This is a genomic window from Shewanella aegiceratis (assembly GCF_019457495.1).
Taxonomy (GTDB): Bacteria; Pseudomonadota; Gammaproteobacteria; order Enterobacterales; family Shewanellaceae; genus Shewanella; species Shewanella loihica.
In genome coordinates this window covers 3,072,548-3,095,718 of sequence record NZ_CP080416.1, presented here as the reverse complement: position 1 = coordinate 3,095,718, position 23,171 = coordinate 3,072,548, and the positions used below count along the sequence as shown (strand labels likewise).

Annotated in this window: 23 protein-coding genes; 16 read left to right on the top strand and 7 right to left on the bottom strand. The window is 53.7% G+C overall.

Translation table 11 applies throughout. The features are described from left to right. Positions 1-276: 276 nt before the first annotated feature. The 8 genes from fusA (at position 277) to K0H80_RS13565 (ending at position 9,607) form a co-directional block, all read left to right on the top strand. Positions 277-2,325: an elongation factor G gene (fusA, locus tag K0H80_RS13600; RefSeq protein ID WP_220071925.1), complete on the top strand. Its 2,049-nt coding sequence runs from the start codon at positions 277-279 to the stop codon at positions 2,323-2,325. A 240-nt stretch (positions 2,326-2,565) separates the two neighbouring features. Continuing rightward, positions 2,566-2,925 (top strand): cupin domain-containing protein, encoded by a 360-nt coding sequence (locus tag K0H80_RS13595; RefSeq protein ID WP_220071924.1) that lies wholly within the window; start codon positions 2,566-2,568, stop codon positions 2,923-2,925. A gap of 136 nt (positions 2,926-3,061) precedes the next feature. Then, the gene (locus tag K0H80_RS13590) at positions 3,062-3,904 is read left to right on the top strand and encodes an outer membrane lipoprotein-sorting protein (protein WP_220071923.1); all 843 of its coding nucleotides are present in this window, start codon (positions 3,062-3,064) and stop codon (positions 3,902-3,904) included. Positions 3,905-3,999: 95 nt separating this feature from the next. Beyond that, on the top strand, positions 4,000-5,232 hold the full coding sequence (locus tag K0H80_RS13585) for an ABC transporter permease (RefSeq protein WP_220071922.1): 1,233 nt from the start codon (positions 4,000-4,002) through the stop codon (positions 5,230-5,232). Further along, a complete protein-coding gene (locus K0H80_RS13580; protein ID WP_258406096.1) occupies positions 5,216-6,484 on the top strand; it encodes an ABC transporter permease in 1,269 nt (422 codons plus the stop codon). The genes K0H80_RS13585 and K0H80_RS13580 overlap by 17 nt, the downstream gene beginning before the upstream one ends. 22 nt (positions 6,485-6,506) lie before the next feature. Continuing rightward, a complete protein-coding gene (locus K0H80_RS13575; protein ID WP_220071921.1) occupies positions 6,507-7,190 on the top strand; it encodes an ABC transporter ATP-binding protein in 684 nt (227 codons plus the stop codon). 43 nt (positions 7,191-7,233) lie between these two features. Beyond that, positions 7,234-8,499 (top strand): hypothetical protein, encoded by a 1,266-nt coding sequence (locus K0H80_RS13570; protein WP_220071920.1) that lies wholly within the window; start codon positions 7,234-7,236, stop codon positions 8,497-8,499. 196 nt (positions 8,500-8,695) lie between these two features. Beyond that, the gene (locus K0H80_RS13565; RefSeq protein ID WP_258406253.1) at positions 8,696-9,607 is read left to right on the top strand and encodes a 4'-phosphopantetheinyl transferase family protein; all 912 of its coding nucleotides are present in this window, start codon (positions 8,696-8,698) and stop codon (positions 9,605-9,607) included. A gap of 185 nt (positions 9,608-9,792) precedes the next feature. Here K0H80_RS13565 and K0H80_RS13560 read toward each other — a convergent pair whose 3' ends face one another. Beyond that, positions 9,793-10,983, bottom strand: a complete 1,191-nt coding sequence (locus K0H80_RS13560) for an alginate export family protein (RefSeq protein ID WP_220071918.1) — start codon at positions 10,981-10,983, stop codon at positions 9,793-9,795. A gap of 332 nt (positions 10,984-11,315) precedes the next feature. Next, complete coding sequence (gene queF / locus K0H80_RS13555; RefSeq protein ID WP_220060284.1) at positions 11,316-12,173, bottom strand: NADPH-dependent 7-cyano-7-deazaguanine reductase QueF; 858 nt, start codon at positions 12,171-12,173, stop codon at positions 11,316-11,318. Positions 12,174-12,233: 60 nt separating this feature from the next. Here queF and syd point away from each other — a divergent pair, with 60 nt between their 5' ends. After that, the gene (gene syd, locus K0H80_RS13550) at positions 12,234-12,896 is read left to right on the top strand and encodes a SecY-interacting protein (RefSeq protein ID WP_220071917.1); all 663 of its coding nucleotides are present in this window, start codon (positions 12,234-12,236) and stop codon (positions 12,894-12,896) included. Positions 12,897-12,950: 54 nt separating this feature from the next. Here syd and K0H80_RS13545 read toward each other — a convergent pair whose 3' ends face one another. Together K0H80_RS13545 and K0H80_RS13540 are read right to left on the bottom strand one after the other, a co-directional pair. Continuing rightward, a complete protein-coding gene (locus K0H80_RS13545; RefSeq protein ID WP_220071916.1) occupies positions 12,951-13,724 on the bottom strand; it encodes a Zn-ribbon-containing protein in 774 nt (257 codons plus the stop codon). Continuing rightward, entirely contained in the window at positions 13,724-14,059 is a 336-nt protein-coding gene (locus K0H80_RS13540; protein ID WP_220071915.1) for a hypothetical protein, read from the bottom strand. Before K0H80_RS13540 ends, K0H80_RS13545 begins: the two co-directional genes overlap by 1 nt. 148 nt (positions 14,060-14,207) lie before the next feature. Between K0H80_RS13540 and K0H80_RS13535 the strand changes: the two genes are divergently transcribed. Further along, entirely contained in the window at positions 14,208-14,579 is a 372-nt protein-coding gene (locus K0H80_RS13535; protein WP_220071914.1) for a DUF3192 domain-containing protein, read from the top strand. 149 nt (positions 14,580-14,728) lie between these two features. Here the strand turns inward: K0H80_RS13535 and K0H80_RS13530 are convergent, their stop codons facing one another. Continuing rightward, the gene (locus K0H80_RS13530; protein ID WP_220071913.1) at positions 14,729-14,959 is read right to left on the bottom strand and encodes a DUF2789 domain-containing protein; all 231 of its coding nucleotides are present in this window, start codon (positions 14,957-14,959) and stop codon (positions 14,729-14,731) included. Between the two features lie 140 nt (positions 14,960-15,099). Here K0H80_RS13530 and K0H80_RS13525 point away from each other — a divergent pair, with 140 nt between their 5' ends. Further along, on the top strand, positions 15,100-15,750 hold the full coding sequence (locus tag K0H80_RS13525; protein WP_011866445.1) for a GNAT family N-acetyltransferase: 651 nt from the start codon (positions 15,100-15,102) through the stop codon (positions 15,748-15,750). Beyond that, a complete protein-coding gene (locus K0H80_RS13520) occupies positions 15,743-16,042 on the top strand; it encodes an Mpo1-like protein (protein ID WP_220071912.1) in 300 nt (99 codons plus the stop codon). The genes K0H80_RS13525 and K0H80_RS13520 overlap by 8 nt, the downstream gene beginning before the upstream one ends. A gap of 2,126 nt (positions 16,043-18,168) precedes the next feature. Here the strand turns inward: K0H80_RS13520 and K0H80_RS13515 are convergent. Both K0H80_RS13515 and K0H80_RS13510 read right to left on the bottom strand, forming a co-directional pair. Continuing rightward, positions 18,169-18,558 (bottom strand): DUF3301 domain-containing protein, encoded by a 390-nt coding sequence (locus K0H80_RS13515; RefSeq protein WP_220071911.1) that lies wholly within the window; start codon positions 18,556-18,558, stop codon positions 18,169-18,171. Then, positions 18,555-19,568 (bottom strand): DUF3549 family protein, encoded by a 1,014-nt coding sequence (locus tag K0H80_RS13510; RefSeq protein ID WP_220071910.1) that lies wholly within the window; start codon positions 19,566-19,568, stop codon positions 18,555-18,557. The genes K0H80_RS13515 and K0H80_RS13510 overlap by 4 nt, the downstream gene beginning before the upstream one ends. A gap of 183 nt (positions 19,569-19,751) precedes the next feature. Here K0H80_RS13510 and K0H80_RS13505 point away from each other — a divergent pair, with 183 nt between their 5' ends. The 4 genes from K0H80_RS13505 (at position 19,752) to K0H80_RS13490 (ending at position 23,163) form a co-directional block, all read left to right on the top strand. Further along, a complete protein-coding gene (locus K0H80_RS13505) occupies positions 19,752-20,069 on the top strand; it encodes a YqcC family protein (protein WP_220071909.1) in 318 nt (105 codons plus the stop codon). 10 nt (positions 20,070-20,079) lie between these two features. Further along, the gene (gene truC, locus K0H80_RS13500; protein WP_220073990.1) at positions 20,080-20,901 is read left to right on the top strand and encodes a tRNA pseudouridine(65) synthase TruC; all 822 of its coding nucleotides are present in this window, start codon (positions 20,080-20,082) and stop codon (positions 20,899-20,901) included. A gap of 373 nt (positions 20,902-21,274) precedes the next feature. Next, positions 21,275-21,739, top strand: coding sequence for a flavodoxin (locus K0H80_RS13495; protein ID WP_011866439.1), 465 nt, complete (start codon positions 21,275-21,277; stop codon positions 21,737-21,739). After that, a complete protein-coding gene (locus K0H80_RS13490; RefSeq protein WP_220071908.1) occupies positions 21,691-23,163 on the top strand; it encodes a PTS transporter subunit EIIC in 1,473 nt (490 codons plus the stop codon). Before K0H80_RS13495 ends, K0H80_RS13490 begins: the two co-directional genes overlap by 49 nt. Positions 23,164-23,171: the final 8 nt, after the last annotated feature.

Sequence of the window (23,171 nt, the reverse complement as noted above, 5' to 3'; positions counted from 1 at the left end):
TTGAGGGCCAATACAATCACCTGGGACTTAAAAGTCTTCGACACCGACTATTTTAGCTTACATATGTTCGCTGTTTGTGACAGGCGTTAGCTAAATTAACCCTGTGAGTTAAAGCGTGATCTCGATCAAAAGCAAGGCAGGGTGACAGGCCTATACTGGTTGTTAATAGACCGATCACAACACATTGTTTTTGTTTGCAGCAAACACGATTTTAGTGGCAGGGAAAGAGGTCGTGGTGCTGTTACCTATTGATATAACAGATCAAAGGAGGCCGATATGGCTGAGTTTACCACGGAGCAGATCCGGAATCTGGCGGTGCTCGGACACACTGGGGCGGGTAAATCCACTCTGCTCGAGGCATTGCTGTTCCAGGGCGAGGCGATCGCCCAAAAAGGCAGGGTGGACAAGGGCACAAATCATGCTGATTTCACTGCCCAGGAAAAAGACCACAGACATAGCCTAGAACCTTCCTTCCTCAATCTCGATTTCGACAATCATCACATCAATTTCATCGACACCCCGGGCCTGCCCGATTTCTTTGGCCGTGCCTTGTTGCCGCTTAGCGGCGTGGAGTCTGTGCTCTTGGTGATCAACGCCGCCACCGGCATAGAGACCATCACCCAGCGCGCCTTCGAGGCTGCAAGGGCACAGGGTAAGGTGGTGCTCATTGCGATTAACCATATCGATGGCAATGGCGCCAATCTGGCGGGCTTGCTCGATGAGATCCAAACCAAGTTCGGTCATCGCTGCCTGCCGGTGAATCTGCCTAACGCCGCCCTGGATGATGTGATCGACTGTTATTTGCATCCGCAGCCCGAGTTGCAGGGCGAGGCCCTGTTCCACGATGTAGCCAGCGCCCGCGATGAGCTGGTGGATACTGTGCTGGAGGAAGACGATGAGCTGATGGCGCTGTATCTTGAGCAAGGGGAAAACCTTACGCCCGAGCAGCTGCATGCCCCGCTGGAAACCGCGCTGCGCATGGGCCATCTGGTGCCTGTCTGTTTCACCAGCGCCGAGCAGCAGGTGGGCATAGGCGCGCTGCTGGAGCTGATTATTAAACTCAGTCCCAATCCATTAGAGGCCAACCCGCCCCAGTTCATCAAGGGGCAAGGGGAATCGGCCCTGCCGGTGGATGTGACCCAGTCCAGCGAAGATCACGCCCTGGCCTATGTTTTTAGGGTGGCCATCGATCCCTTCTTTGGTCGCATGGGAGTGTTTAGGGTCTATCAGGGCACCATCTCTCTGGGGATGAAACTGTTTATCGGCGATGGTCGTAAACCCATCAAGGTGGGCAACCTGTTTAAGCTGCAGGGGGACAAGCAGATCAGCGTGAACTCTGCGGTGCCAGGCGATATCTGCGCCATCTCTAAGGTGGATGAGCTAACTGTGGGCGCCGTGCTTCACGACAGTCACGACGAAGATGAGTTCCACCTGCCTGAGTTGGTGCTGCCACAACCTATCTTCGGTCTTGCGGTGTCGGCCAAGCGCCGCGGCGACGAGCAGAAGATCGCCGAGGTGCTCAACAAGCTGGTGGTGGAAGATCCTAGCCTGCATATCGCCAAGAACGAGGCCGAAGGACAGACGATTCTACAAGGTCAGGGGGACTTGCATCTGCAGATCGCGCTGGAGAAGGCCCATGATCTCTTTAACGTGGATATGGAAACCGATGTGCCCGCGGTGGCGTATCGCGAAACCATCACCCGCAGCGCCACGGCGCGTTACCGTCACAAGAAGCAGTCTGGCGGTGCCGGTCAGTTTGGTGAGGTGGAGCTCACCGTCGAGCCGCTGCCAAGAGGCGCAGGCTTCGAGTTTGTCAGCAAGGTGGTGGGTGGCTCTGTGCCGAGCCAATACATTCCTGCGGTCGAGAAAGGGGTGAAAGAGGCGATGAACGGCGGCGCCGTGGCGGGCTTCCCTATGCAGGATGTACGCGTCTCCTTGCTGGACGGTAAGCATCATAGCGTCGACTCGAAGGAGATCGCTTTCGTGATGGCGGGTAAGAAGGCCTTCCTCGATGCCGTGCAGGAAGCCAACCCTGTGATCTTGGAGCCGATCGTCGAGATGCAGGTGCAGGTGGCTCAGGAGCATGTGGGTGACATTACCGGGGATATCAGCGCCAATCGCGGCATCATCTGCGGCACTCAGGCTCAAGGCAATGGCAAGGTCGAGGTGGAAGTCGAGGCACCGCTTGCCACCGTCGACGATTACTCGACCCGGCTGAAATCCTTAACCGGCGGCGATGGTCAGTTTGCCATGACCTTTAGCCGTTACGATGTGGTGCCGGAACATGTGCAGAAGGCATTGGTCTCGGCGGCAAAGGCCCACTAAAACTCGATCAGGCATTAGCGTTATTTACTGCTTTTGAAACATGAGTTATTGAAAATGAACCTTGATGATTGAATCAAGAAAATGAGTCGCAAGAAGGAGAACTAAGTTCTCCTTTTTTCTTGTGCCAGCGCTATGTTGCATTAGCTAAATACCCCGACGCTTATTGCACTCGCTGAGTCTTAGCATTAGCTTGGTCGCATCATAGATTAATCTAGCAGCGGGAATGAGGAGTGGGTATCGATGACGGTGGTCAGTCGCGACAACAGTGAGCACTATCTTTGGGGCGAACAGGATATGGAAGGCAAAGCCTGTGATGGCTGGCATCTGGTGAAGCGTCCTGCGCTAAGCGTGATTCAGGAGCGGGTACCTGTGGGCAGGGGCGAGCAGCGTCACTACCATAAGGTGGCGGAGCAGTTTTTCTTTATCCTGTCGGGCACGGCACTGCTTGAGGTGGAGGGGATCGAGCATAGACTCACTGCTCACCAGGGGATGCATGTGGCGCCGGGTCAGGCTCACTGCCTGCGCAACGGCGGCGAGCAGGTGCTGGAATTTCTGGTGACCTCGACACCGCCAAGCCATGGTGACAGAGAAAAGGCCTAGGAAAAAGGTTTAAGTAAGTTAAGAGTGAGGGAAAGAAGCGGGTCACACTTTCGTTTGTTTCCTTTTAAGACAACAAGTTATAGTCTAAAGTTTTAGTGTTTAGTGCGGCATTTGAGCAATTGTTGGAGGCGTCGACATGGATGGAGCGAGACCTTGGTTAGCGGGCATGCTAGGCCTTGCCCAGGTGTGTATGGCACCAATTTCAGCGACAGCCGAAACTCTGGCTGCTGAGAGTTTGCTTTCAGAGGCTAGGGTTGCCGAGACTGCGGTTATAAATAGTAGCGACGCCCTGGAGGCGCGCGAGATAGTGCGCCGCGCCGACGAGCAGATGCGCGGCAAGTCCAGCTATGTGGTGGCGACCATGAACATCGTGCGCCCGGACTGGACGCGCTCCATGAGCATGAAGAGCTGGACCAAGGGGCAGGAGCTGTCGCTGGTACTGGTGACGGCGCCGGCGAAGGATAAGGGCAGCGTGTCTCTCAAACGCTACCGTGAGATGTGGAATTGGGTGCCCGCCATCGAGCGTATCATCAAGATAGCTCCCTCCATGTTGAGTCAGTCTTGGATGGGCTCAGACTTCACCAATGACGATCTTATCAATCAGTCCTCCATAGTGGTCGATTATCGCCATCAGCTGGTGCAGCACGAATCGATCGAGGGGGATGACTGCTTCGTCATCGATGCCTTTGCCAAGCCAGACGCGCCAGTGGTCTGGAGCCGTATCCGTCTGTGGATCTCGAGTCGCGATTATTTGCAGCGTAAGGTGGAATTTTTCGACGAGTTCGATGAGCTGGTAAACACCCTGACCACCTCGGGTATTCAGGAGATGGGCGGGCGCATCTTAGCCACCAAGATGGTGATGATCCCGGCCGATAAGCCGGGGCAGCGCACCGAGCTTATCACCCATGAGGCGGCATTTGATTTCGAGATAGATGATGATTTCTTTTCTCAGCAGCAGATGAAGGCGCTGCGGGACTAACACAGAGATAAATCTAAGACGCTAAGCCTAAGCTACAAAGACATAGGTACAAAGACTTAGGTACAGAGACTTAGATACAAGAATAGGGGTGAGGCATGTTGATTAAGCTGGCGTGGCGCAATCTCTGGCGGCAGAAGCGGCGCACCCTGCTGACCGCCTTCGCCCTGGCGCTGGCGCTGTTTCTCTCCCTCTTTATGCGCAGCATGCAGGAGGGCAGTTACGAGCACAATATCGACAACAGTGCCCGCTTCTCTACCGGCCTGATCCAGCTGCAATCTCCCGAGTATGCCATCACAGAGAGCATCGAAGACCTGCTTCCCGGCGATGATGGCTTTATCGCGCCGGCCAAGGCCTTACCCCACATCAGCTACGCCCTGCCCAGAATCGAATCTTTCCTTTTGGCCTCCAGCGAGGAGCGCTCCAAAGGCGTGCTGGTGTATGGCGTGCGGCCACAGCTTGAGAGCGACTATTCGGGCATAGATGACAAGCTGGTGGCTGGTCGTTACTTAACCCCGGGTGCCCAGCAGGTGCTGCTGGGACAAGGATTGGCGGAGTATCTGAAACTAGGTGTCGGCGATGAGCTGGTGCTCTATGGTCAGGGCTACCATGGTCAGACGGCGGCCGGTGTCTATCCTATCGCCGGCATACTGCATTTCCCCTTGGCGCAGCTGGACAATCAGTTGGTCTATATGCCCCTGAGCGCGGCCCAAGGCTTGTTTTCAACCGGTGATCAGGTGACCTCCTGGGTGCTGCATAGCGACGACTTGGATGAGGTGGCGCCTCTGACCGAGAGGCTTTCTGCGCTTTATGGTGACAGGGTCAAGGTACGGGACTGGCAGTCGCTGGCCCCTGAGATGGCGCAGCAGATCGCCCTGGATAGGGCCGGCGGCCTGTTTATGATCTGCCTGCTCTATCTTATCGTCGGCTTCGCCCTGTTTGCCACCATCTTGATGATGACACTGGAGCGCAGACGGGAGTTTGGCGTCATGCTGGCGACCGGCATGGCGCGCCTGACCTTGCTGCGCCTGGTGATGATAGAATCCTTGTTGATCGCCGCCTTGGGGACGGCCTTGGGGCTCGGGGTCAGTAGCGTGGTGATAGGTTATTTCTATTATCATCCCATCTCTCTGACTGGCGAGACCGCCAAGATGATGCTTGAGATGGGCTGGGAGCCTGTGATGCCCATGAAGGTATCGCTGGCGCTGGTACGCAATCAGGTGTTAATTATCCTCAGCTTGATGGCGCTGTGCCTCTGTTACCCCCTGTGGCGCACCCAGCATCTGGTGGTGGTGGCGGCCCTCAAAGGAGGCGATGATGAACAAGGATAGGCCAGTCTGGCATCCGCCCATGTTGGCCCTTTTGGCCTGGCGCAATCTGTGGCGTAACCGCCTGCGCACCAGCATCATGGTGTGCGCCATGGTGTTTGGCCTGGTGGGCGTGGTGGTGATGTTAGGCTTCATGACGGGCATGTACGCCAACATGATAGATAACGCTGTCGCCTGGCAGACCAGCCACCTGCAGGTGCATAACAAGGACTATCTGCTCGACCCGGATATCAATAGCCAGATACGCGCGCCAGAGCCCGTGCTGGCTAAGCTTAGTGAGATCCCTGAGGTGCAAGGTGTCTCGGCGCGCTTTGTGGTGCAGGGCATGCTGGCCTCACCCCGGGCGAGTCGCGGCATTCGCATCAATGGCGTCGACCCTGTCGCCGAGGCCTGGGTGACGCCCATCGCCGACAATATCACCCAGGGTGGCTGGCTCGAAGCAGGTGGACGCCACCCCATAGTGATCTCGGAGAAAACGGCGAGCCGCCTCAAGTTAAGGCTGGGCTCCAAGGTGGTGCTTACCTTCAGCAACGCCGATAAGGCGGTTAGCGGCGCGGCGTTTCGGGTGGCGGGCCTCTATCGCTCCCCCTCCAGCACCTTCGATGAGGCCAACGCCTATGTGCGCCGCGCCGATCTGACCGCGTTGGCGGGGCTGGATGGCGTGCATGAGATCGCCATTCGCCTGACAAAGAGCGATAGTCTGGATAATAGCCGCGCCAGGGATCTTGCCAGGAGGTTGTCGAGCGTGTTGGCGCCCCAGAACAGGGTGCGCGACTGGCAAGAGATCCAGCCCATGCTGGCCACCATTATCGCTCAGATGGACACCAGCAACGCGGTGATTCTGCTGATCTTCATCTCGGCGCTGGGGCTGGGAATTGCCAACATCATGTTGATGGCGGTGTTTGAGCGCACGCGGGAGTTTGGCGTGCTGATGGCCATCGGCATGGTGAAGCGCAAGATAATGGGGCTGATCCTGCTGGAGTCTCTGCTGCTTGGGCTGACGGGGGCGCTACTTGGCCTCTTGCTCAGCATGTTGGTGATAGCGCTGCTGGCAAACACAGGCATCCCCCTTGGTAACATGGCCGATGGACTCGGCGCCTTCGGGGTGTCGACCACCCTCTATCCCCAGGTCACCCTCGGTCAGTATCTCTCAACCCTGGCGATGGTGGTGATTGTGAGCCTGCTGGCGGCCCTCTATCCGGCGCGGCAGATAGTCAAGCAGCGTCCGGTAGACGCCATGTCGCAGAAGCATTAGGGCCAAAGGAGTCAGATATTTAATGACCATAGCGATTCAAGCATTAACTAAGATCTATAACCCCGAGAGTGACTTTCCGGTGGCGGCGGTAAAGTCTTTGGACCTCACCATAGCCCAGGGCGAGTTTGTCGCCATAATGGGCCCCTCGGGCTCGGGCAAGACCACGCTGCTGAACATGATAGGTGGCATAGATACTCCCAGTAGCGGAGCCGTGTTTATCGACGGCGAGGATATCACCCACCTGAGCGAGCAGGCGCTAATCGCCTTTCGCCGCGACCATGTGGGCTTCATCTTTCAAGACTATAGTCTGCTGCCGGTGCTGACGGCGCTGGAGAATGTCGAGTTTGTCATGCAGCTGCAGGGCCACAGCGAGGACGAGTGTCGTGAGCGGGCCATGGCGCTGCTCACCCAGGTGGGGCTGGCAGGTCAGCAGGATAAGATCCCCGCCAAGTTGTCGGGCGGGCAACAGCAGAGGGTAGCCGTTGCGCGGGCTCTGGCTCCCAGGCCGAGGTTTGTGATGGCCGATGAGCCCACCGCCAACCTGGATGCCAAGAGCACCGCCGAGCTGCTGGATATCATGCAGTCGCTCAATGAGCAGGAGGGCACTACTTTTATCTTTTCGACCCATGATCCCAGGGTGATCGCCAGGGCCAAGCGGGTGATCGTATTCGAGGATGGTCGCTTGGTTGAGGATCGTCGCCAATGAATCGGGCGGCTGAGTGCTTATGCTAAAGCTAGGGTTAAGGCCAATGTTGACTGCCACCCTCTGCCTTTGGGCGGCTGTGTTAAGTCTTGCGGCTTTAGCCTCGCCCATTCCTGGCGTTACGCCAGAGCAGCCCTGGCAGGTCAAGGGCTATGTGAGTTATCTCGGCTCTGTCATTGCCCCGGCCGAGGGCGAGCAGCTGTGGGACAGCCTGCTGCATAATCGTATCGACGCCGAGTATCGCTGGCAGTCGCTCAGGGTGAATGTTGGCCTGCGCAATCGCCTCATGGTCGGGGACAGCGGCAGGCTGCCTGGATACGGTGACCTGCTCGCCTGGGATCCCGGTTACTGGGATCTGTCGGCCAACTGGCTAGATAGCGACGGCTGGATCGGCAACAGCCAGTTAGATCGCGCTTATTTGAGCTGGCAGTTTGCTGACAACTGGGAGCTGGTCGCCGGGCGCTTTAGGGTTAACTGGGCCATGAGCACCCTGTGGAATCCCAATGATATCTTCAACGCCTACTCTATCTATGATGTCGACTATGCCGAGCGCCGCGGGGTCGATGCTCTTAAGCTTAGCCGCCAATTGGGTTACGCCAGCCAGCTGGAGTTTGTCTATAGCCAGGGGGCAGATAGCGCAATAAATGATGTATCGATTGGCCCCACTAATCGTCAGTACGCCGGGCGCTATCTTGGGCATAACTTTTTTGGCTATGACTTCGGCTGGGATTGGCAGCTGATACTCGGCGAGACCCGTGATGACAGGGTGTTTGGCGGCGGATTCGCTGGCGATATTTGGGGCGCGGGGCTGCGGGGCGAGGTGACCCATTTCGATCCTATAAATACGTCATACGTGGCGCCTGTCGATGCCCAGTCTAGGACTACGCAGTCGCTCGCAAGCGCGACACAGATACTTGAGGCCAGTACTGTGGCGACCCTGGAGATGGATTACAGCTTCGCCACTGATGCCAACTGGCGCATGCTGGGCGCCGCCCTCTATATCTCGTCGCCCCTGAGCGTCGACAGTGCCTTGCTCTACCTGAATTTGCCGCTCTCGGCCCGTACTTTGAGTTTCACCACCTGGACCTATTATCTGGATCTGGGTTTTGATCTGACGCCGCTCAGTCGTCTCAGTGCCAATGCCAGCTACTATGATGATGACTCCTTTTTTGTCGGCTTAACCTACCAGTATTCGCTGGCGGATGACTGGCAACTTAGCCTGATCGCGCAGCGCTTCGACGGCTCGAACGCCAGCCTGTTCGGCCAGTCGGCTTCCACCTTGGGCTACCTGCAGCTTATGTGGAGCTTTTAGTTCGCCTGTCTAATCCTATGCTTAAGGCCTTGCTTGAACGACTCCTTTTGAACGATTCCTTTTGAACGGCGCCGCTTGAAAGGCTCAGCTTAAAAGGCATGTGTGGTACTTCAAAGCCTGAGATGCTAGGCTTGGGCCTCTTATCTTTTCTCCTCCTCTGCTGGACATTAAGCGCAGGAAATTAATCGAGTTGAACATGGCCGCCGGCGACGCTATCCCCCTACATCTTTATCTGTGCCCATTGAACCTGCCGGGACTCAGCAGCGAGCTGCAAGCGCATCTGCTCAATACCTTACCTTTGGATGAGCAGCAGAAAGTGATGCGTTATCGAATGGCGCCGGCGAGGGAGAAGGGGCTCCTGGTCAGGTGCTATCTGCGCGCGCTGTTGTCAAAATCTCACACCCAGTTAATCCAAAGTTCGTTAAACCAAAGCCCGTTAAACCAAAGCCAATTAAATGCGAACATAGATGGCGCTATCGCCCCGAGTGAGTGGCGCTTCGATTATTTGGATAAGGGTAAGCCCGTGCTCAACAAAGCTTTTTTTGCGCGCAGCCAGCTGGTGTTTAACCTGAGCCACAGTGGCGACTATATGTTGCTGGCTATCGCTCAAGCGCCGCAGCTGGAACTCGGGGTCGATATCGAGCGGCTGAGGCAGAACACCAACATTCATGCCATCCTGAATCATTACTTCACCTGCCAGGAGCGAGAGGCCTTGCTGGCGCTGCCGAGCGCGCGTCAGCGTGAGCGCTTCTTCGATCTCTGGGCGTTGAAGGAGTCCTACATCAAGGCCAAGGGGCTTGGGCTGGCACTCTCGCTCAAATCTTTCTATTTCGAATTGAGCGAGGCTCGGCGTCAGGCGCTAAATTTTAAGGGGCTAGATACCAGACAAGCCAGACTTGAGCAGGCGGCGCGCCTGTTTATCGTTAAAGAAGATTCTCAGCAAACGGATTTAGGCAATGACCCACAACAGGCTCAACCGGCTGCGGGCTGGCAGAGTATGTTGTGGCAACTGGATGATGAGTATCGCTTCGCGTTGAGCCTCTCATCGACAGATCCGCTAGATTTACGCTGTGAGATGGTAAGTGCACAGGCCTTGTTGCCCGAGTGATAAGCCTTACCAGGCCAAAGGCTTCACCCGAGCTAAAGATTTCAACTGAACCAAAAGCTAGCTTGATATTTACCGCTAAAAAAAGCGGGAAGGCCGAGGTTTTCACCTGTGGTTTTCCCGCAAAAGCTGTTTTTACTCAGGGAGTATTGGCGCCTATCGCCCGCTGCGGGCGATAGGAAAAGGGCTTAGTAGTTTGCCTGGAAGGTCAACCAGAGTTTGTCTGTGTCGTTAGAGAAGGCATATCCAGCGTCGGCGCCGCTGAAGCTGGCGTATTTCACCCCTAGGCTATAGTGCTTGGCGAAAGGATAGGTAGCCGAGACGCCCCATTCCTTACCCATGTCCACATCGCCGTAGTCTGAATCAAACTTGTGGTACTTGGCCAACAGTTTCAAGCCTGCAACCTTTGCGGTGAGGATCACATGAGTATCTACGATACCGTTTTCCCAGTTACCCTTGCCGCCGAAGAGGAACTTATCTGTCCAGCCGTTAAAGGCGTGTAGTGTGGCCAGTGGCGTGATAAAGCCCGCCTTGCCATCGTCAGAACCCAACACCTCGTAGCCCACTTTCGCGCCGAAGGCATCGAAGTTTACGCCAGCCCCCAGCTTATAGTAAGGCGCCGAGTAGCTGACAGGGTTGTCGCCGCCTTCAGACTGCTGCGCGTACTCCGCCTCGTAGTTGAACTTGAGTTGATCCAGCTTGATATCGCCAGTGGCGCGCAGACCATAGGTATCGGTGGAGAAGGCGGCCACATTGACGTTGTCGATAAGATAGGCGTAACCACTAAGCTTAACGAAGTCTAACCCTTTGTAGTTAACGTTAACCAGGTGGGTCTTGTTCTTGTGCTCATCCTTGCCAGAACCTTCCGGGAAGATACGATTAACGTTATTCACATAGGCGTAGTAAGCCGTCAGCCCCTCGACCGCAGTGTTCTTCACCGAGAAGGCATCATAGGTTTGTTCATTTTGACGGAAGCCAACACCACCGACGAAACGTTGGTTGTCGAGCAGGATGCGCTGACGACCGTATTGGGCCAAGGTATTGGCCGGGCCGCGGTAGCCGATAAAGGCCTGATTAATTTGTGTATATTCATAGTCGGCAATCAGCGGCTCATCGTCGGTAGAGCGCACGTCGTCCACTTCAGCCAGGGCAAATAGCTTGTAGATGTCGCCGGTTTGATAGGTCAGGCGGGTACGCAGTGTGGTTTGATTTTGCTGGTCGACATCGGCCAGATCCACATCTTCATAGCGCAGGCGGAACTGCACTTTGACTTGAGAATCGTCGATAAAGGCTTTCTTGAGGGGATCGATGCTCTCTGTCGCAAGGGCAGAGGCGGACAAGCTGGCAAGCACGGCGAGGCTGAGGGCGTGAAGTTTCATTAATTGTGATCCTTTTGTTTGGTCATTGCTCAGGAGCTGTTATAGGGCTGCAAAAGGATCGGTTTGTTGATCTAAAACAATGTTGCACAGTGATTGATTTTTTGTGTCAATAATTGTGATAAAGATCATGAGCTTATACTAAATTAGAGGTATCCCTAAAGTGGTATTTTTTAAGGTGTGCTAAATAATATTTTTTGCATGCATTGAGGTGAGATGAAGTGAGATGAAGTGAGATGAGTTGGCACGTGAGGTGAGTGTAGCGCTTTTATTACTTCATTGGGGCTCATAACAAAAAGCCCGCTTAATGCGGGCTCAATCCTTCATCCACCAGGTTACTGGCGTGCCAGTCGATGGTTTTCGGGTGGATTTTCGAAGTCGCTGCGATAGGGGTTGATATCTAGGCCGCCGCGGCGGGTGTAGCGTGCGTAGACGGTCAGCTTGGCGCAATGACACAGGCGCTTGAGGTCGACGAAGATACGCTCGACACACTGCTCGTGAAACTCATTGTGCTGCCTGAAGGAGATCAGATACCGCAGCAATTTCTCGCGATCTATCTTTGGGCCCTGGTAGCGGATCATCACGCTGCCCCAATCGGGCTGAGAGGTGATCAGGCAGTTAGACTTCAACAGGTTAGAGGTGAGTGTCTCGGCCACCACGCTCTTGTCGTCTGTGCTGTCGATAAGGTAGTCGCTCGAAAATTCGTAGTTGTCGATCTCAATATCCAGATCGTCGATACAGGTGCCAGGCAGTTCCACGACGCGCTGATGGGCGAACTGCTTTGGCTCGATGATCTTGACCACTACCTCACCGCCTGCGCAGGCCGACAGATCCTTAGCCAGGGTCTGCTGAACCTGCTCGATGGAGTCGAAACGGGTCTGGTTGAAGCTGTTGAGATAGAGCTTGAAAGACTTGGACTCGATCAGATTGTCGCTGTTGAAGTCGAGGATAAACTCGGCGATGGCCACCATGGGCTTGCCTTTGGCGTTTAACCAGGAGAGTTCATAGCCGGTCCAGATGTCGGCGCCATGGAAGGGCAGGGTATCGCCTAAGGCGATGGCATCCCGATTGAGCTGGCGTGGTACGCCTTGTAGCAGGGAGGCATCGTATTGGGCCTGATAGCCGGTCGATTTACCTAAGGTCAGTTTGGACAACGCGGGGGCGTCGCGATAAGGGTCATGAACCTGTGTCATCAATCGTTTTTCCATGTCAAAATAGGCGCACATTATACTTAAAATTCGGGTAACTGCTAAGTGTCTTCTTTGCCTGCACTGGATCAATTTTTTACGCTTTATCATCAAGCCTATAGCGATAGACTGGGGGAATCGCCCCGTTATTTCCCGCTAGGGGAGGCCTCTCCCTGCGTGCTGGAGTGTGATCAGGAGAAGGTCGATGCCTCGCCCGAGCGTTCGGTGCAGTGGCAGGCGGTAAAACGCGACAGCCGGGGGCTGTTTGATAACATAGAGCATGCCCTCTCAATCACACTGCATCCAAGCATACAGGCCTTCTACGGGCGTTACTTTGCGGCGCCGTTGATGTTTGACTCAGACTTTGGTGAGGGTGAGTTGTTGCAGCCCTGGAACCAACAAGATTTTGAATATCTGCAGCAAAACCTTATCGGCCATCTGATGATGAAGCAGAAGCTGAAACAGCCTGCGACCTGGTTTATCGGTGTGCTGGGGGAGGGGGATGAGATGCTGGTGGTGGAGAACGAGACCGGCAGCGTCTGGATAGAGATCCCAGGCGAGCAGCCACATAGGCAATTGGCCGCTAGCCTGGATGATTTTATCGCCTCTCTTCGCCCGCGAGTCTGTCCGCCGCAAAAGCCGGTTGAAGTGCCTATGCCCGAGATGGATCATCCCGGGATTTGGCAGCGACTCAAGACCATGTGGCGGCACCTAGGCTCAAGGAGATAGTCGGCGTGTTGAAAGATAATTAGCTCGCGAGAAGAGAGTGAGCGCGAACCGCCATTAGAGATGATCCCAGGAGATGTTGGAGACGATGCGGCAGTTGTCGCACCTGAAGTGGAAAAGATCCAGCAAAGGGGTTTCCAATAGCCAGTGAGTGTTACCGCAGCGAGGACAGGGCCTTTGCTGCTCGGCGGCCAGGCTCTCGCCGCCCACGCGGTAGAGATAGTAGTAGGTGGGGATCTTGGTGAGATATTCGATGCGTCCACGCAGATCCCAGCCTCGGCGAAACAGGTCGCTGTCACACTGGCTCAATTCATCTAAGGCGGCGAACTCCGCCTTAGTGGCCGCCGCCATCTGCAGTTCATCGCAGGCCTGCCATTCGGTTTGCCACTTGATCACCCGTTTGTGATCGCCGTTGAAGGTTGCAGGGATCTGATACAGGGGAATGGGTTGCAGGGTATCGCCGTTTCGTAGCGGCGAGCACATGTGTACATAGCTGGTGTAGAGCAGTTGCCAGCTGGGCGTCTCAGTGCTGCTGACTTCAGAGTTGATATCCTGGCCGATATATTTTTCCCTTGGATGCAGCAGCTTAGCCTGGGTAAGCTCCTCGAGCGCGTAATTGACCCAGGGGCTGTTGAATCGTTTGGCCAGGCTACTCTTTTCTGGCAGCAGCAGGCGTACCCTGAACTCCCCTTCATTGAAGGCCACGGCAAATTCTCGGCCTAGTACCTGGCCATTGGCCCGGTAGGCTTCCATCAGACCATTAATCGCGCGTTCGGCGGCCGTAATAGTGGTGTTGTCAAAACACTCGAATCTGAGTTCCACCACGTGCATCAGCGAGGGTCCTTGTCGTTCAATTTGGCTTCGAGTTCGCTGATACGCTCAACCAAGGCCTGTTGATTGGCTGTGAGCCTGGCAACCTGCTCGGCGAGCTGCGCCAGCGTTGGCGTAGCGTCGTCGCTTTGGACATTTGCTGCTGGCGCGGTCGAGGTTACCACTATCGCCGCCTGCTCATCGGCTGACATAGATTTAAAGCGTTGTAATCCTTGAACCAGGATAGGCATGGGCAGCGAGTTGCCCAGATTTGCCTTGATCAATGCCAGGCTGGGAGGCTTACCCGCCAGACTCAATTTACGTGCGGCGACCAGCACCTGTTCGAGTGGACTCATGATTGGTGAAATTCCTTACTTTTTAGCCTGACAGACATACTCTTGAACCTTGGGCCTGCTTCAAGGTGTTGAAAATTATAGATATATCTGTTTGGCATAAGCTTTGCTTTACCTGAATCCAGTTATAATAGATAAACAGGACGTGAAAGTGAAAACAAAATTAATAACAGCATTGGTCTTCGGCGCGACCAGTATAGCGCTATCTGGGTGTGTATTGAATGTGGGTGAAGGCGACAAGGGCTGGAGCACGGGTAATTCTTGGGAGCGCGTGCAGGAGCAGAATCGCGTGAATTTGTCTAAGTTGTCCTTGGGGATGACGCGCGATCAGGTGATGACACTTATGGGCACCGCCGATTTTAACGAGGCCTATACCAAGCAAGATAAGACGATCAACGTGCTCTACTATCGTACCCAGCGTACGCGCGAAGATGGCACCACCACCAAGGATGAATGTACGCCTATCGTGATCACAGACAATCGCGTCGTGGGCTGGGGTGAGAAGGCTTACCACAACATGTAATGGGATACTCTTTAGTAAAAAGGCAAGCCAGTTCGGCTTGCCTTTTTTGTATAAGCCATTCACAAGTGAGACTTTTCGAAGCCTAACTTTTAAGCCTATTCTTTAGTCCCAGATACCCGAGTCATAAGAGGATGTTTAAGCCTCGCTATCTAAGTGCGAAGCTGGGCATCGAGGTGATCGATCACCTCTGTCCACATGGCATCTTCTGCTAAGGCTTCGGCTAAAAAATGCCTCTGGGCCTGGGTCCAAAAGGGGGCCTCGGCGATATGGATCTCCGCGGAGATGGAATGCTGCTTGATGAAAGCCTCAACGGCATCGGGTTCACTCGGCAGGCCGAGTTGGTCAAATAGGGTGGCTAGATCCGGTTGTGTGATGTCCATCTTATCCCTCGCTTGTTGATGATGAGGTGCTTCTATTTAGTATGCGATAAATTGATAAAGTTTCGAATCGATTAAAGTTTGCACTTTTTTACAAGCTTGTTACATTGGACCATGTTGATCTGGATCAAGGAATAACAGCAATGATGACAACAGCTACCCCACCTGTTAACGAAACCTATAAAGCTGTCTATTTAACCGCCGAAGACCTACGCGTCGCCGCCTCGATTCTCTATAACGCCTACCATGACGACCCCTTCTTTATTGCTGCCCTGCATAAGGGAGACAAGGCGCAATATGAGCAGAAGCTACGCGGTGCCATTCGCGAGGAACTGCACACCCTGTGGCAAGAGGAGCAGGCATTGATCGGCCTGTTTGAGGAGGAGCGCCTGATTGGCTTGGCCTGTATCGTGACCCAGCAGGTGCCATTGGGGGAGGCCAGATACTGGCATTGGCGCCTGAAGATGTTGCTGAGCGCCGGCTGGCAGTCGACCCAGGCGCTGATGAAGAAAGAATCTTCGATTCTAGAGCATCTACCCAGCACTCAATGTGGCATATTGCAGTTCATTGCCGTCACACCGATAGAGCAGCATAAGGGGTTAGGTAGACGTTTGATCCAGGCTGTGATGAGCTGGTGCGACGAGCAACCGGAGCTCGAAGGGGTTGGGGTTTACGTGACCCAGGATGATCATGCCCACCTGTTTTCCTCCATGGATTTTGCCCCCATCGAGCGCCTTGTCATAGGCGGCGTGCCGGGCGAGCTGCTTTTCTACCGGAGCCCTGAGATTGAGTAAGCGCTACACCAACTTCAAAGACTTCTATCCCTTCTACCTGTCGCAACATAGGGATCCCAGATGCCGCGCCTTGCATTATGTGGGTAGCCTGTCGGTGATCGCGCTCCTGGTGGTGGCCATAGTGCTAGCCAAGTATTGGCTACTCTGGCTGCTGCCTGTTCTGGGTTATGGCGCAGCCTGGATAGGGCATTTCGTGTTTGAGCGAAACCGGCCCGCAACCTTCGAGTACCCCTTATATAGCTTCATTGCCGACTGGGTGATGTTGGCCCAGTGGCTAACCGGCCGTCGATGAGGGCCAATCGCGAATAATTTGGATATTGAGCGCCTGGACATTATGAGGCTGGGCATTAAGGCTGAATATTTAGCGTCTGGTCATTAATAGCAAGGTCATTAATGGCCAGGTCACTAATGGCCAGGTTATGATGGGCCTAGTCGATAATCGTCTGATTAGTTCTTTGCTAATAAGTTCTCAGCTAATAAGTTCTCAGCTAATAAGTTCTCAGCTAATAAGTTCTCCTCTAACTAAGTCTTCACCTAATAGCTTCTCAGCTATTAAGTCTTCATCTAATAGCGCTCGTCGAGCTAATAACAGACTCGTTAATCATTAGTTTTTTAGCGTCGGCTAGGAAGTGTCTTATTGAGCCTTTGACCCACAAACATTGAATGAGCCGGTGAATATGATTGTCCTAGCGCAGCGGTGAATAAACTTAGCGAAGGATGCGGCGACTCACAATTTGCTAGGTCGCTTGTGAGAGATCGCTTACAAACATGTGAGTCTTTCTCCTGAAATCAACCCTGTTTTCGCCTGCGGATATTTGAATATCATTAATGTTCAATAAGTTAACTGTATATTTGCCTGCGGTTAAAATTTAAACGGTTTACAATTGTTTCTGATAGCGTACATTCTAGCGCAGCGTTAAGTATACTGAACTCATGTTAAGGAGCTTACTTAAGCAATACGGATGGCGAAGGAAAGCCAAGGATAGAGAGATTGTCGAGGAAGCGAGAATCTTAGCGTCAGGGATGAGAGCAGGATGCTTTAGGAAGATAGGCGATAGGGATTATCGCGAAATGGACTTCAGCAAAATGGACTATCGCTAAAAGGACTATTGCTAAAAGGATTGCCACTCAAGGGATTGTGAGTGTAACCAAGGACTGTTTATCAAGGAATTGCTTACCTAAGGAACTGGTAAGAGTAAGCATAGAAGGATAATGGCAGGATGCGTTGGAACCCATAGGATGTGGGAGCGTGGTTGAATGAGTCGACCACCCAGGGAAGAATAAGACAGGATGTCTCAGGAATTGGAGACGGCAGGACGCCGATGTGATCAGGATGATGCAGGGAGCACGGCGATAGCGGGATGGCTAACACAAGAGTATAGAAAGGCGCACTTTATAGTGCGCCTTTTCTTTTTCTGCTTGATTTTTTTAGCCCCTCTTTTTAGCTAGGGAATCCAGAGTTCTAGGGGCATTGAGTAAAAGGTTTTGCTGGAGTTGGCCTTAGCTCACAGAAAGTGCCCGCCGCCATGTGAGACATCTCTTACATTGATGTGCGAGATAAAGCTGATAACATGCTATCTATATCTGTAACGGTGTTTATTTGTTTTGAAATTCAGTCGTTTATAGTTAAGCGGTAAGATGGCAATAATGTGACTCCTTAAGCAGAATTTTTTCCATCCCTATTATTGGGCGACAGGGACGCTAGAATTAACAGTGTTCAAGGATGAATGCGCAAGGACGGGTTAGGATGACCTACACATCATCAGGATGATGATGGCAAGGATGGTACAAGGATGGCAACTCACGGAAGAGTCGACAACTAGGGAAGGCCAAACACTCACGGATGATGGATATCTGCCTAGGATGGCAGATGACAAGGAGTGTAGGAAAGGAATCCCAAGGAAGAGACTGGACATGCTTAGGGATTAAGCAAACTTGGTAAATGGATGACCAAGCTCAGGGACGGTACCTTAGTATGGAAGTGCTAAAAGGTACAAGGAATAGATGGACCAAGGAAGATGCAAGGAGCATAAATTCGCAAGGATGGAGCAGGGAGCACTAAAATAGCTGGATTGCTTAGCGAAAAAGATAGAAGGCGCGACTCTTAATTGAGCCGCGCTTTTTCTTTATTTGGGTTTTAGAATTGGAGCTCTGTTGGTAATAGCAGGCGCCTGGATTTATACCAATCACGGTAAGTAAGTGAACAGAAATAGCGCGGGAAAAACGTTAGAGAATAAGGCAGCATTTTTTGATAAGTAGTTATTCTACAATCAAAAATGATAACACCGTTATCGGACGTTTTAACAAGCTAGCATGCTCAGTTATTTACTACGATTGGCATTATGCGTGGCTACCGGTTGAACACTAATGTTAGTGAGTATTAGGAATGCGAGGCAGCCGTCGATGCGTACTTAATGCTTACTTGCAGCCGCCAGAGTTGCAACCGCCGCGACTGCCACAGCTGCCGCCGACCGAACCTCGTGCCTCTGGGGCTTGCAACCATTCGGGTTCGGGAAAGATAGGCCACTGAATCTTCTCTATCTTCTTACCATGCATCCAGATATGGGCGCGATATTGATTGATACCGTCGGTGCTGAACTCCATCAAGAACTTGGCTTTCCAGGTCAGTCCGCTAGTGCCCCCCACGCTGGGTCGGGCCGATTCCATGGCGATAGCCAGGAGCTGCACTCGCTGTTTCTTGCATTCACTGCTGGCAAATACCCGGCTCAGCTCCGCCATCTGGCGTAATTGCCAGAAGAAGGCGGCAATGATCACCAGCGCGGCGATCATTAAAAAGTCTGTCATCATGCTTTGGTCACCCTAAAGAGTCCACCTATGGCGTTGGCGAGGGCTTGGCTGCGCTCGCTGTCTCTTAATGCCATCAATAGTTGAGTTCGTATAGCTGGAATTGCCACAATATCAGCAAAGATCTGGTTAAAGAAGCCCTGGGGTTGTTTTGCTAAGGCCTCGAGATAGATCTTGCGAGTCTGATCGTCTTTTAATGCGATCCAATTTCGGCCCGCAATGGTGATTAAGGCGTTGTCATCCAGCGCATCTTGCTCATCCAGATATTGTATCGCTTGCTGTGCAAGGGCTGGCGCCGAGGCCAGAGCGCGCAGATAGTAGAGTCTCTGTTCGGGACTGGCCTGATAAAACGCGCTTAACAGCCGCTCGGCTAAAGGCGCCTCGAGCGTGATGTGCTCCAGCTGTTGGCACAGGGCTATCTTGACTTCGTCTGTGCTGTGTTCAAAGGCGTTAAGCAGCTGCTCATTGTGGTCGAGCGCCGCGGCGCGCACGCAGATATCCGCTAATCCCTGTAATCCCACATTTTGCCAACGCTCAGGTGATACTTGCCCCGATAGGTATTGATAGGCAAATTCATATTGCGCCGAGGCGGGCAGGCCCAGCTGTTTACGTACCAAGGCGTTGAACAGCGCCAGCTTCTCCGCGCTTGGTTTAAAGGCGAAGGGATGGTTGGCGAGCTTGTCTTGCTGATCTTGTGAGAGCGCCTGGGTTGGATCGCTGCCCAGCGCCTCTATCACCATACGAATAAACTGGGTTCTCGGCGCAGGTGAGAGTAGGCCTCGTTCATCCAAGGGGAGCTTAAGGAACCAGATGAAGTGTTGGTTGGAGTCGTCCCAGAAGACGATGGCAAATTGGGCATGGCCTTGGATAGGCGAGGGATAAGGGGCCTGGAGCGCCTCAATCTGGGAGAAGGCCATCATGTCAATATGCTGTACCCGGCGGCCGAGATCATAGACTTGGAATTGGGTGTTAGCCGTGCTGAGAAATTGAGTAAGAGTGGTAATTTCAGTCATTAGAATGCCGTCTTGCTTACAGGGAACAGATTAAATGGCGCTTATTATAGGGAGAAGTCCGCTGAGATGGTACAATTTCGGCCGAAATAGCTCGCAGGCTAAAGCTCTTGTACTGACTCATGTGCTGACTCGGGTTCATGTAAAGGCTTAGGCGCCGCGGCGAAAGATATCATTGAGGAAAGTGTGTCTCTCTATACCGAAAAACAGCTCAGGCTTATCGAAGCCGAATTGAAACGACTGCAATTGTGGCAAGACCAGCCGCCTTCTGCCGAGGCGATGGCGGACCCGACGCCCTTTGCCTGCGAGTCGATGACATTTGAGCAGTGGCTGCAGTTTATCTTTCTGCCCAAGATGGGCGAGATCATCGCCGTTAATGGCGCGCTGCCCAGTCAGATTGCCTTGGCTCCCATGGCCGAGCATGTGTGGCAGGGTCGGGGCGAGATGCGAGTATTAATCACCATTATTAATCAATTAGATGAGCATTTGAGTGGATCTAAATAACCCTGAAACCATGGAAAACCTTAACGAGCAACTAGCTGGAGACGATGACAGCCTTGCCGTAGAAGTGGCACCGACAATCGAGATCCTCTATGAAGATGACGATCTTGTCGCCATCCATAAGCCCGCTGGTCTGCTGGTGCACCGCAGTTATCTGGCGCGGCGGGAAAAATATTTCGCCATGCAGATGACGCGGGATTTGGTGGGCTGCCATGTGTTTCCAGTCCATCGTCTCGACAGGCCGACTTCGGGTGTACTGCTGTTTGCCAAGAGCAGTGAGATGGCGAATCAGTTGTGTGAACAGTTCGCCAGCAAGTCGGTGCAAAAGCATTATGTTGCCCTGGTCAGGGGGAACATGCACGAGCCCGGGCTGCTGGATTACCCTTTGAAGCAGGAGCTCGATGAGCTGGGTGACAAGAATGTCGACCCCAATAAGGCGGCGCAGGAGGCGCAGACCAGTTATCAGCCCTTACTCAATTGTGAGATCCCTTATCCTTCTGGCCGCTATGCCACCAGTCGCTATGCCTTGGTTCAGCTAACTCCCCATACGGGGCGCAAGCATCAGCTGCGTCGGCACATGGCCCACCTGCGCCATCCCATCATTGGCGATACTACCCATGGTGACGGCAAGCAGAACCGTTTCATGCGCGAGCACGCTGGCATCAATCGTTTATGGCTGATCGCCAAGAAACTTGAGTTCAATCATCCGCGAAGTGGCGAGCGAATAGCGGTGGAGACAGAGCTAGAGGCCGAGTGGCTGTCGCTGTTTGAACTGCTCGGCTGGGATGATCAGCAGCTGAGTGGCGAACAAGCGCTACTTATCTGTGAGGCTTAACTGCTAAAGGTGAGCGCCTAGAGAAGTTTATGCCACCCAACCCAAAGGCCCGTGACTCGATACTTGAAGTTCGGGCCTTAGGGTTACTTGACCAGCGCGCAGGCCGATTTAATCACTGTTAGGGGCGATAGCCTCTCTTCGGGGAGGTCAATTTCTGATGGGGGATGCGGGTTGAGCGAGAGGGACTGAACAGTTCTGAAATAACACATGCGCCTGATGTGCGCGCTGCGGTGAACATGCTTTAGATGTTTCTGTCGGCTCGAGTGTCGCATCGAATTGATCCTTGAAACTCAATAACCTAGTGTAGCTATCAAGCTTTCAATAAAGTATGTTTAGAGTATAAGTAATTAATGCGCTAAGGGCTAAGTAAAACATGAGAAAAGTGAATCTGGTATATGGAACTGTCTATGGCAATGCACAGTTTGTTGCTGAGACCCTGCAAGAAGAGCTATTGGCCAAAGATATCCAGGTCACTCTGATGACGCCTGAGACCCTAAATGGCTTCGTACCGCCCGAGGATGAGTTGCTGCTGGTGGTCACTTCTACCACGGGGCAGGGCGATCTGCCCGATGATATTAGCCCCTGGTTTGAGACCCTCAGAGGCGAGGCGCCTTACCTGCCAAAGCTCGAATATGGTGTCGTGGCGCTGGGGGACTCGAGCTATGAGACCTTCTGTTTCGCCGGTATACGTTTCGATGAGTTGTTAACTGAGCTTGGCGGCACGCGCATAGGTGAACTGCTTAAGATAGATGCCTGTGAGACGATGGAGCCGGAAGTAGAAGCAAAAGCATGGTTAACCCAATGGACCCAACTCATCAACGACCACGCGGCCGACTGAGCCGGATCAGTCGTCAATGGTTTAAGTTTGCCCAGCGGCTGAGCCAGGCCCTGCTGCTGCCTATCGCCATCTTGCCCGCGGCGGGGGTGATGATTGGTCTTGCGACCAATCCCATTCCTTTTATTTCGGCGGATCTCGCCACACTCATGTGGACCGTGGGCAACCTGGTGTTCTCCATGATGCCCATGCTGTTTGCGGTCACTATTGCCATAGGCTTCTGCCGAGATCAGGGGATAGCCGCCTTCAGTGCGGTCTTCGGCTATGGCGTCTTCTTCTCTAGCCTGTCGGCGCTGGCGAAGATCTATCATTTGCCGACTGAGATGATATTGGGGCAGGCCACCATAGACACGGGCATTGCCGGTGGCATGATGGTGGGCGCCTTTACCTGTCTTGCGGTCAAGCACAGCGAGCGTATACGCCTGCCGGCGGTGTTTTCCTTCTTCGAGGGACGCCGCTCGGCGCCGCTGTTAATGCTGCCGATGGCCATCTTGCTGGCCTACCTGTTTCTGCTCCTGTGGCCTTTATTGTCTAGTTGGATCGAGCAGATCTCAAACTGGGCCGTCTATCAGGAACCCGCCTCGGCCTTTGCCGTATATGGCATGGTGGAACGCTTGCTGATCCCACTTGGGCTACACCATATCTGGAATGCCCCCTTTTACCTTGAGATGGGTCAGTATTTCAATGGCGATGAATGGGTAAGAGGCGAAGTGGCCCGCTATCTGGCCGGTGACCCCCAGGCCGGAAATCTGGCCGGTGGTTACCTGATTAAGATGTGGGGCCTGCCTGCGGCCGCGCTGGCCATCTGGCGCTGCGCCGATAAACACGAGCGTAACCGGGTCGCCGGGATCATGCTGTCGGCGGCTACTGCCTGTTGGCTGACCGGGGTCACCGAGCCCATCGAATTTGCCTTCATGTTCGTCGCCCCGCTGCTGTTTATTCTGCATGCCCTGATGACGGGGATCGCCTATGCGGTGACGATTTCGCTGGATATCCACCATAGCGTGGTATTTTCCCATGGCTTAGTCGATTTCAGTCTATTGCTGGGACAGTCCAGAAATGTAGAATGGTTTTTGATTCTAGGCCCCCTCACGGCGGTTATCTATTATCTGGTGTTTCGCGGCGCCATCTTGGCGTTTAACCTTAAGACCCCGGGGCGTATGGAGGCGGGCAGCGGCCAGCGGGCCGGGCTGATCTCCATGATCACCGCGTTGGGCGGACAGGATAATATCAATGAATTAACCGCCTGCCTGACACGACTACGCATCAGTGTGAAACATGCCGAGCTGGTGGATAAGGCCCAGCTCAACAAGCTGGGCGCCAAGGGCGTGGTATTGGTCGGCAACGGGGTTCAGTTGGTTTATGGCACGAAAGCGGAGAGTATCAGGCGTTTATTGCAGCGCTATCTAGATAGGCACAAATCGTGAAATTGAAA

What these genes read in the sequence shown, in the direction of transcription:
- queF (WP_220060284.1), bottom strand. Translation starts at nt 12,173, where the DNA reads ATGACACAGGTTCATGACCCTTATCGCGACGCCCCCGCGTTGTCCAAA.
- K0H80_RS13515 (WP_220071911.1), bottom strand. Translation starts at nt 18,558, where the DNA reads ATGATGACAGACTTTTTAATGATCGCCGCGCTGGTGATCATTGCCGCC.
- K0H80_RS13545 (WP_220071916.1), bottom strand. Translation starts at nt 13,724, where the DNA reads ATGCACGTGGTGGAACTCAGATTCGAGTGTTTTGACAACACCACTATT.
- K0H80_RS13560 (WP_220071918.1), bottom strand. Translation starts at nt 10,983, where the DNA reads ATGAAACTTCACGCCCTCAGCCTCGCCGTGCTTGCCAGCTTGTCCGCC.
- K0H80_RS13540 (WP_220071915.1), bottom strand. Translation starts at nt 14,059, where the DNA reads ATGAGTCCACTCGAACAGGTGCTGGTCGCCGCACGTAAATTGAGTCTG.
- K0H80_RS13530 (WP_220071913.1), bottom strand. Translation starts at nt 14,959, where the DNA reads ATGGACATCACACAACCGGATCTAGCCACCCTATTTGACCAACTCGGC.
- fusA (WP_220071925.1), top strand. Translation starts at nt 277, where the DNA reads ATGGCTGAGTTTACCACGGAGCAGATCCGGAATCTGGCGGTGCTCGGA.
- K0H80_RS13585 (WP_220071922.1), top strand. Translation starts at nt 4,000, where the DNA reads ATGTTGATTAAGCTGGCGTGGCGCAATCTCTGGCGGCAGAAGCGGCGC.
- K0H80_RS13525 (WP_011866445.1), top strand. Translation starts at nt 15,100, where the DNA reads ATGATGACAACAGCTACCCCACCTGTTAACGAAACCTATAAAGCTGTC.
- K0H80_RS13580 (WP_258406096.1), top strand. Translation starts at nt 5,216, where the DNA reads ATGATGAACAAGGATAGGCCAGTCTGGCATCCGCCCATGTTGGCCCTT.
- truC (WP_220073990.1), top strand. Translation starts at nt 20,080, where the DNA reads ATGGAAAACCTTAACGAGCAACTAGCTGGAGACGATGACAGCCTTGCC.
- K0H80_RS13510 (WP_220071910.1), bottom strand. Translation starts at nt 19,568, where the DNA reads ATGACTGAAATTACCACTCTTACTCAATTTCTCAGCACGGCTAACACC.
- K0H80_RS13595 (WP_220071924.1), top strand. Translation starts at nt 2,566, where the DNA reads ATGACGGTGGTCAGTCGCGACAACAGTGAGCACTATCTTTGGGGCGAA.
- K0H80_RS13565 (WP_258406253.1), top strand. Translation starts at nt 8,696, where the DNA reads ATGGCCGCCGGCGACGCTATCCCCCTACATCTTTATCTGTGCCCATTG.
- K0H80_RS13495 (WP_011866439.1), top strand. Translation starts at nt 21,275, where the DNA reads ATGAGAAAAGTGAATCTGGTATATGGAACTGTCTATGGCAATGCACAG.
- K0H80_RS13575 (WP_220071921.1), top strand. Translation starts at nt 6,507, where the DNA reads ATGACCATAGCGATTCAAGCATTAACTAAGATCTATAACCCCGAGAGT.
- K0H80_RS13570 (WP_220071920.1), top strand. Translation starts at nt 7,234, where the DNA reads ATGTTGACTGCCACCCTCTGCCTTTGGGCGGCTGTGTTAAGTCTTGCG.
- K0H80_RS13490 (WP_220071908.1), top strand. Translation starts at nt 21,691, where the DNA reads ATGGTTAACCCAATGGACCCAACTCATCAACGACCACGCGGCCGACTG.
- K0H80_RS13590 (WP_220071923.1), top strand. Translation starts at nt 3,062, where the DNA reads ATGGATGGAGCGAGACCTTGGTTAGCGGGCATGCTAGGCCTTGCCCAG.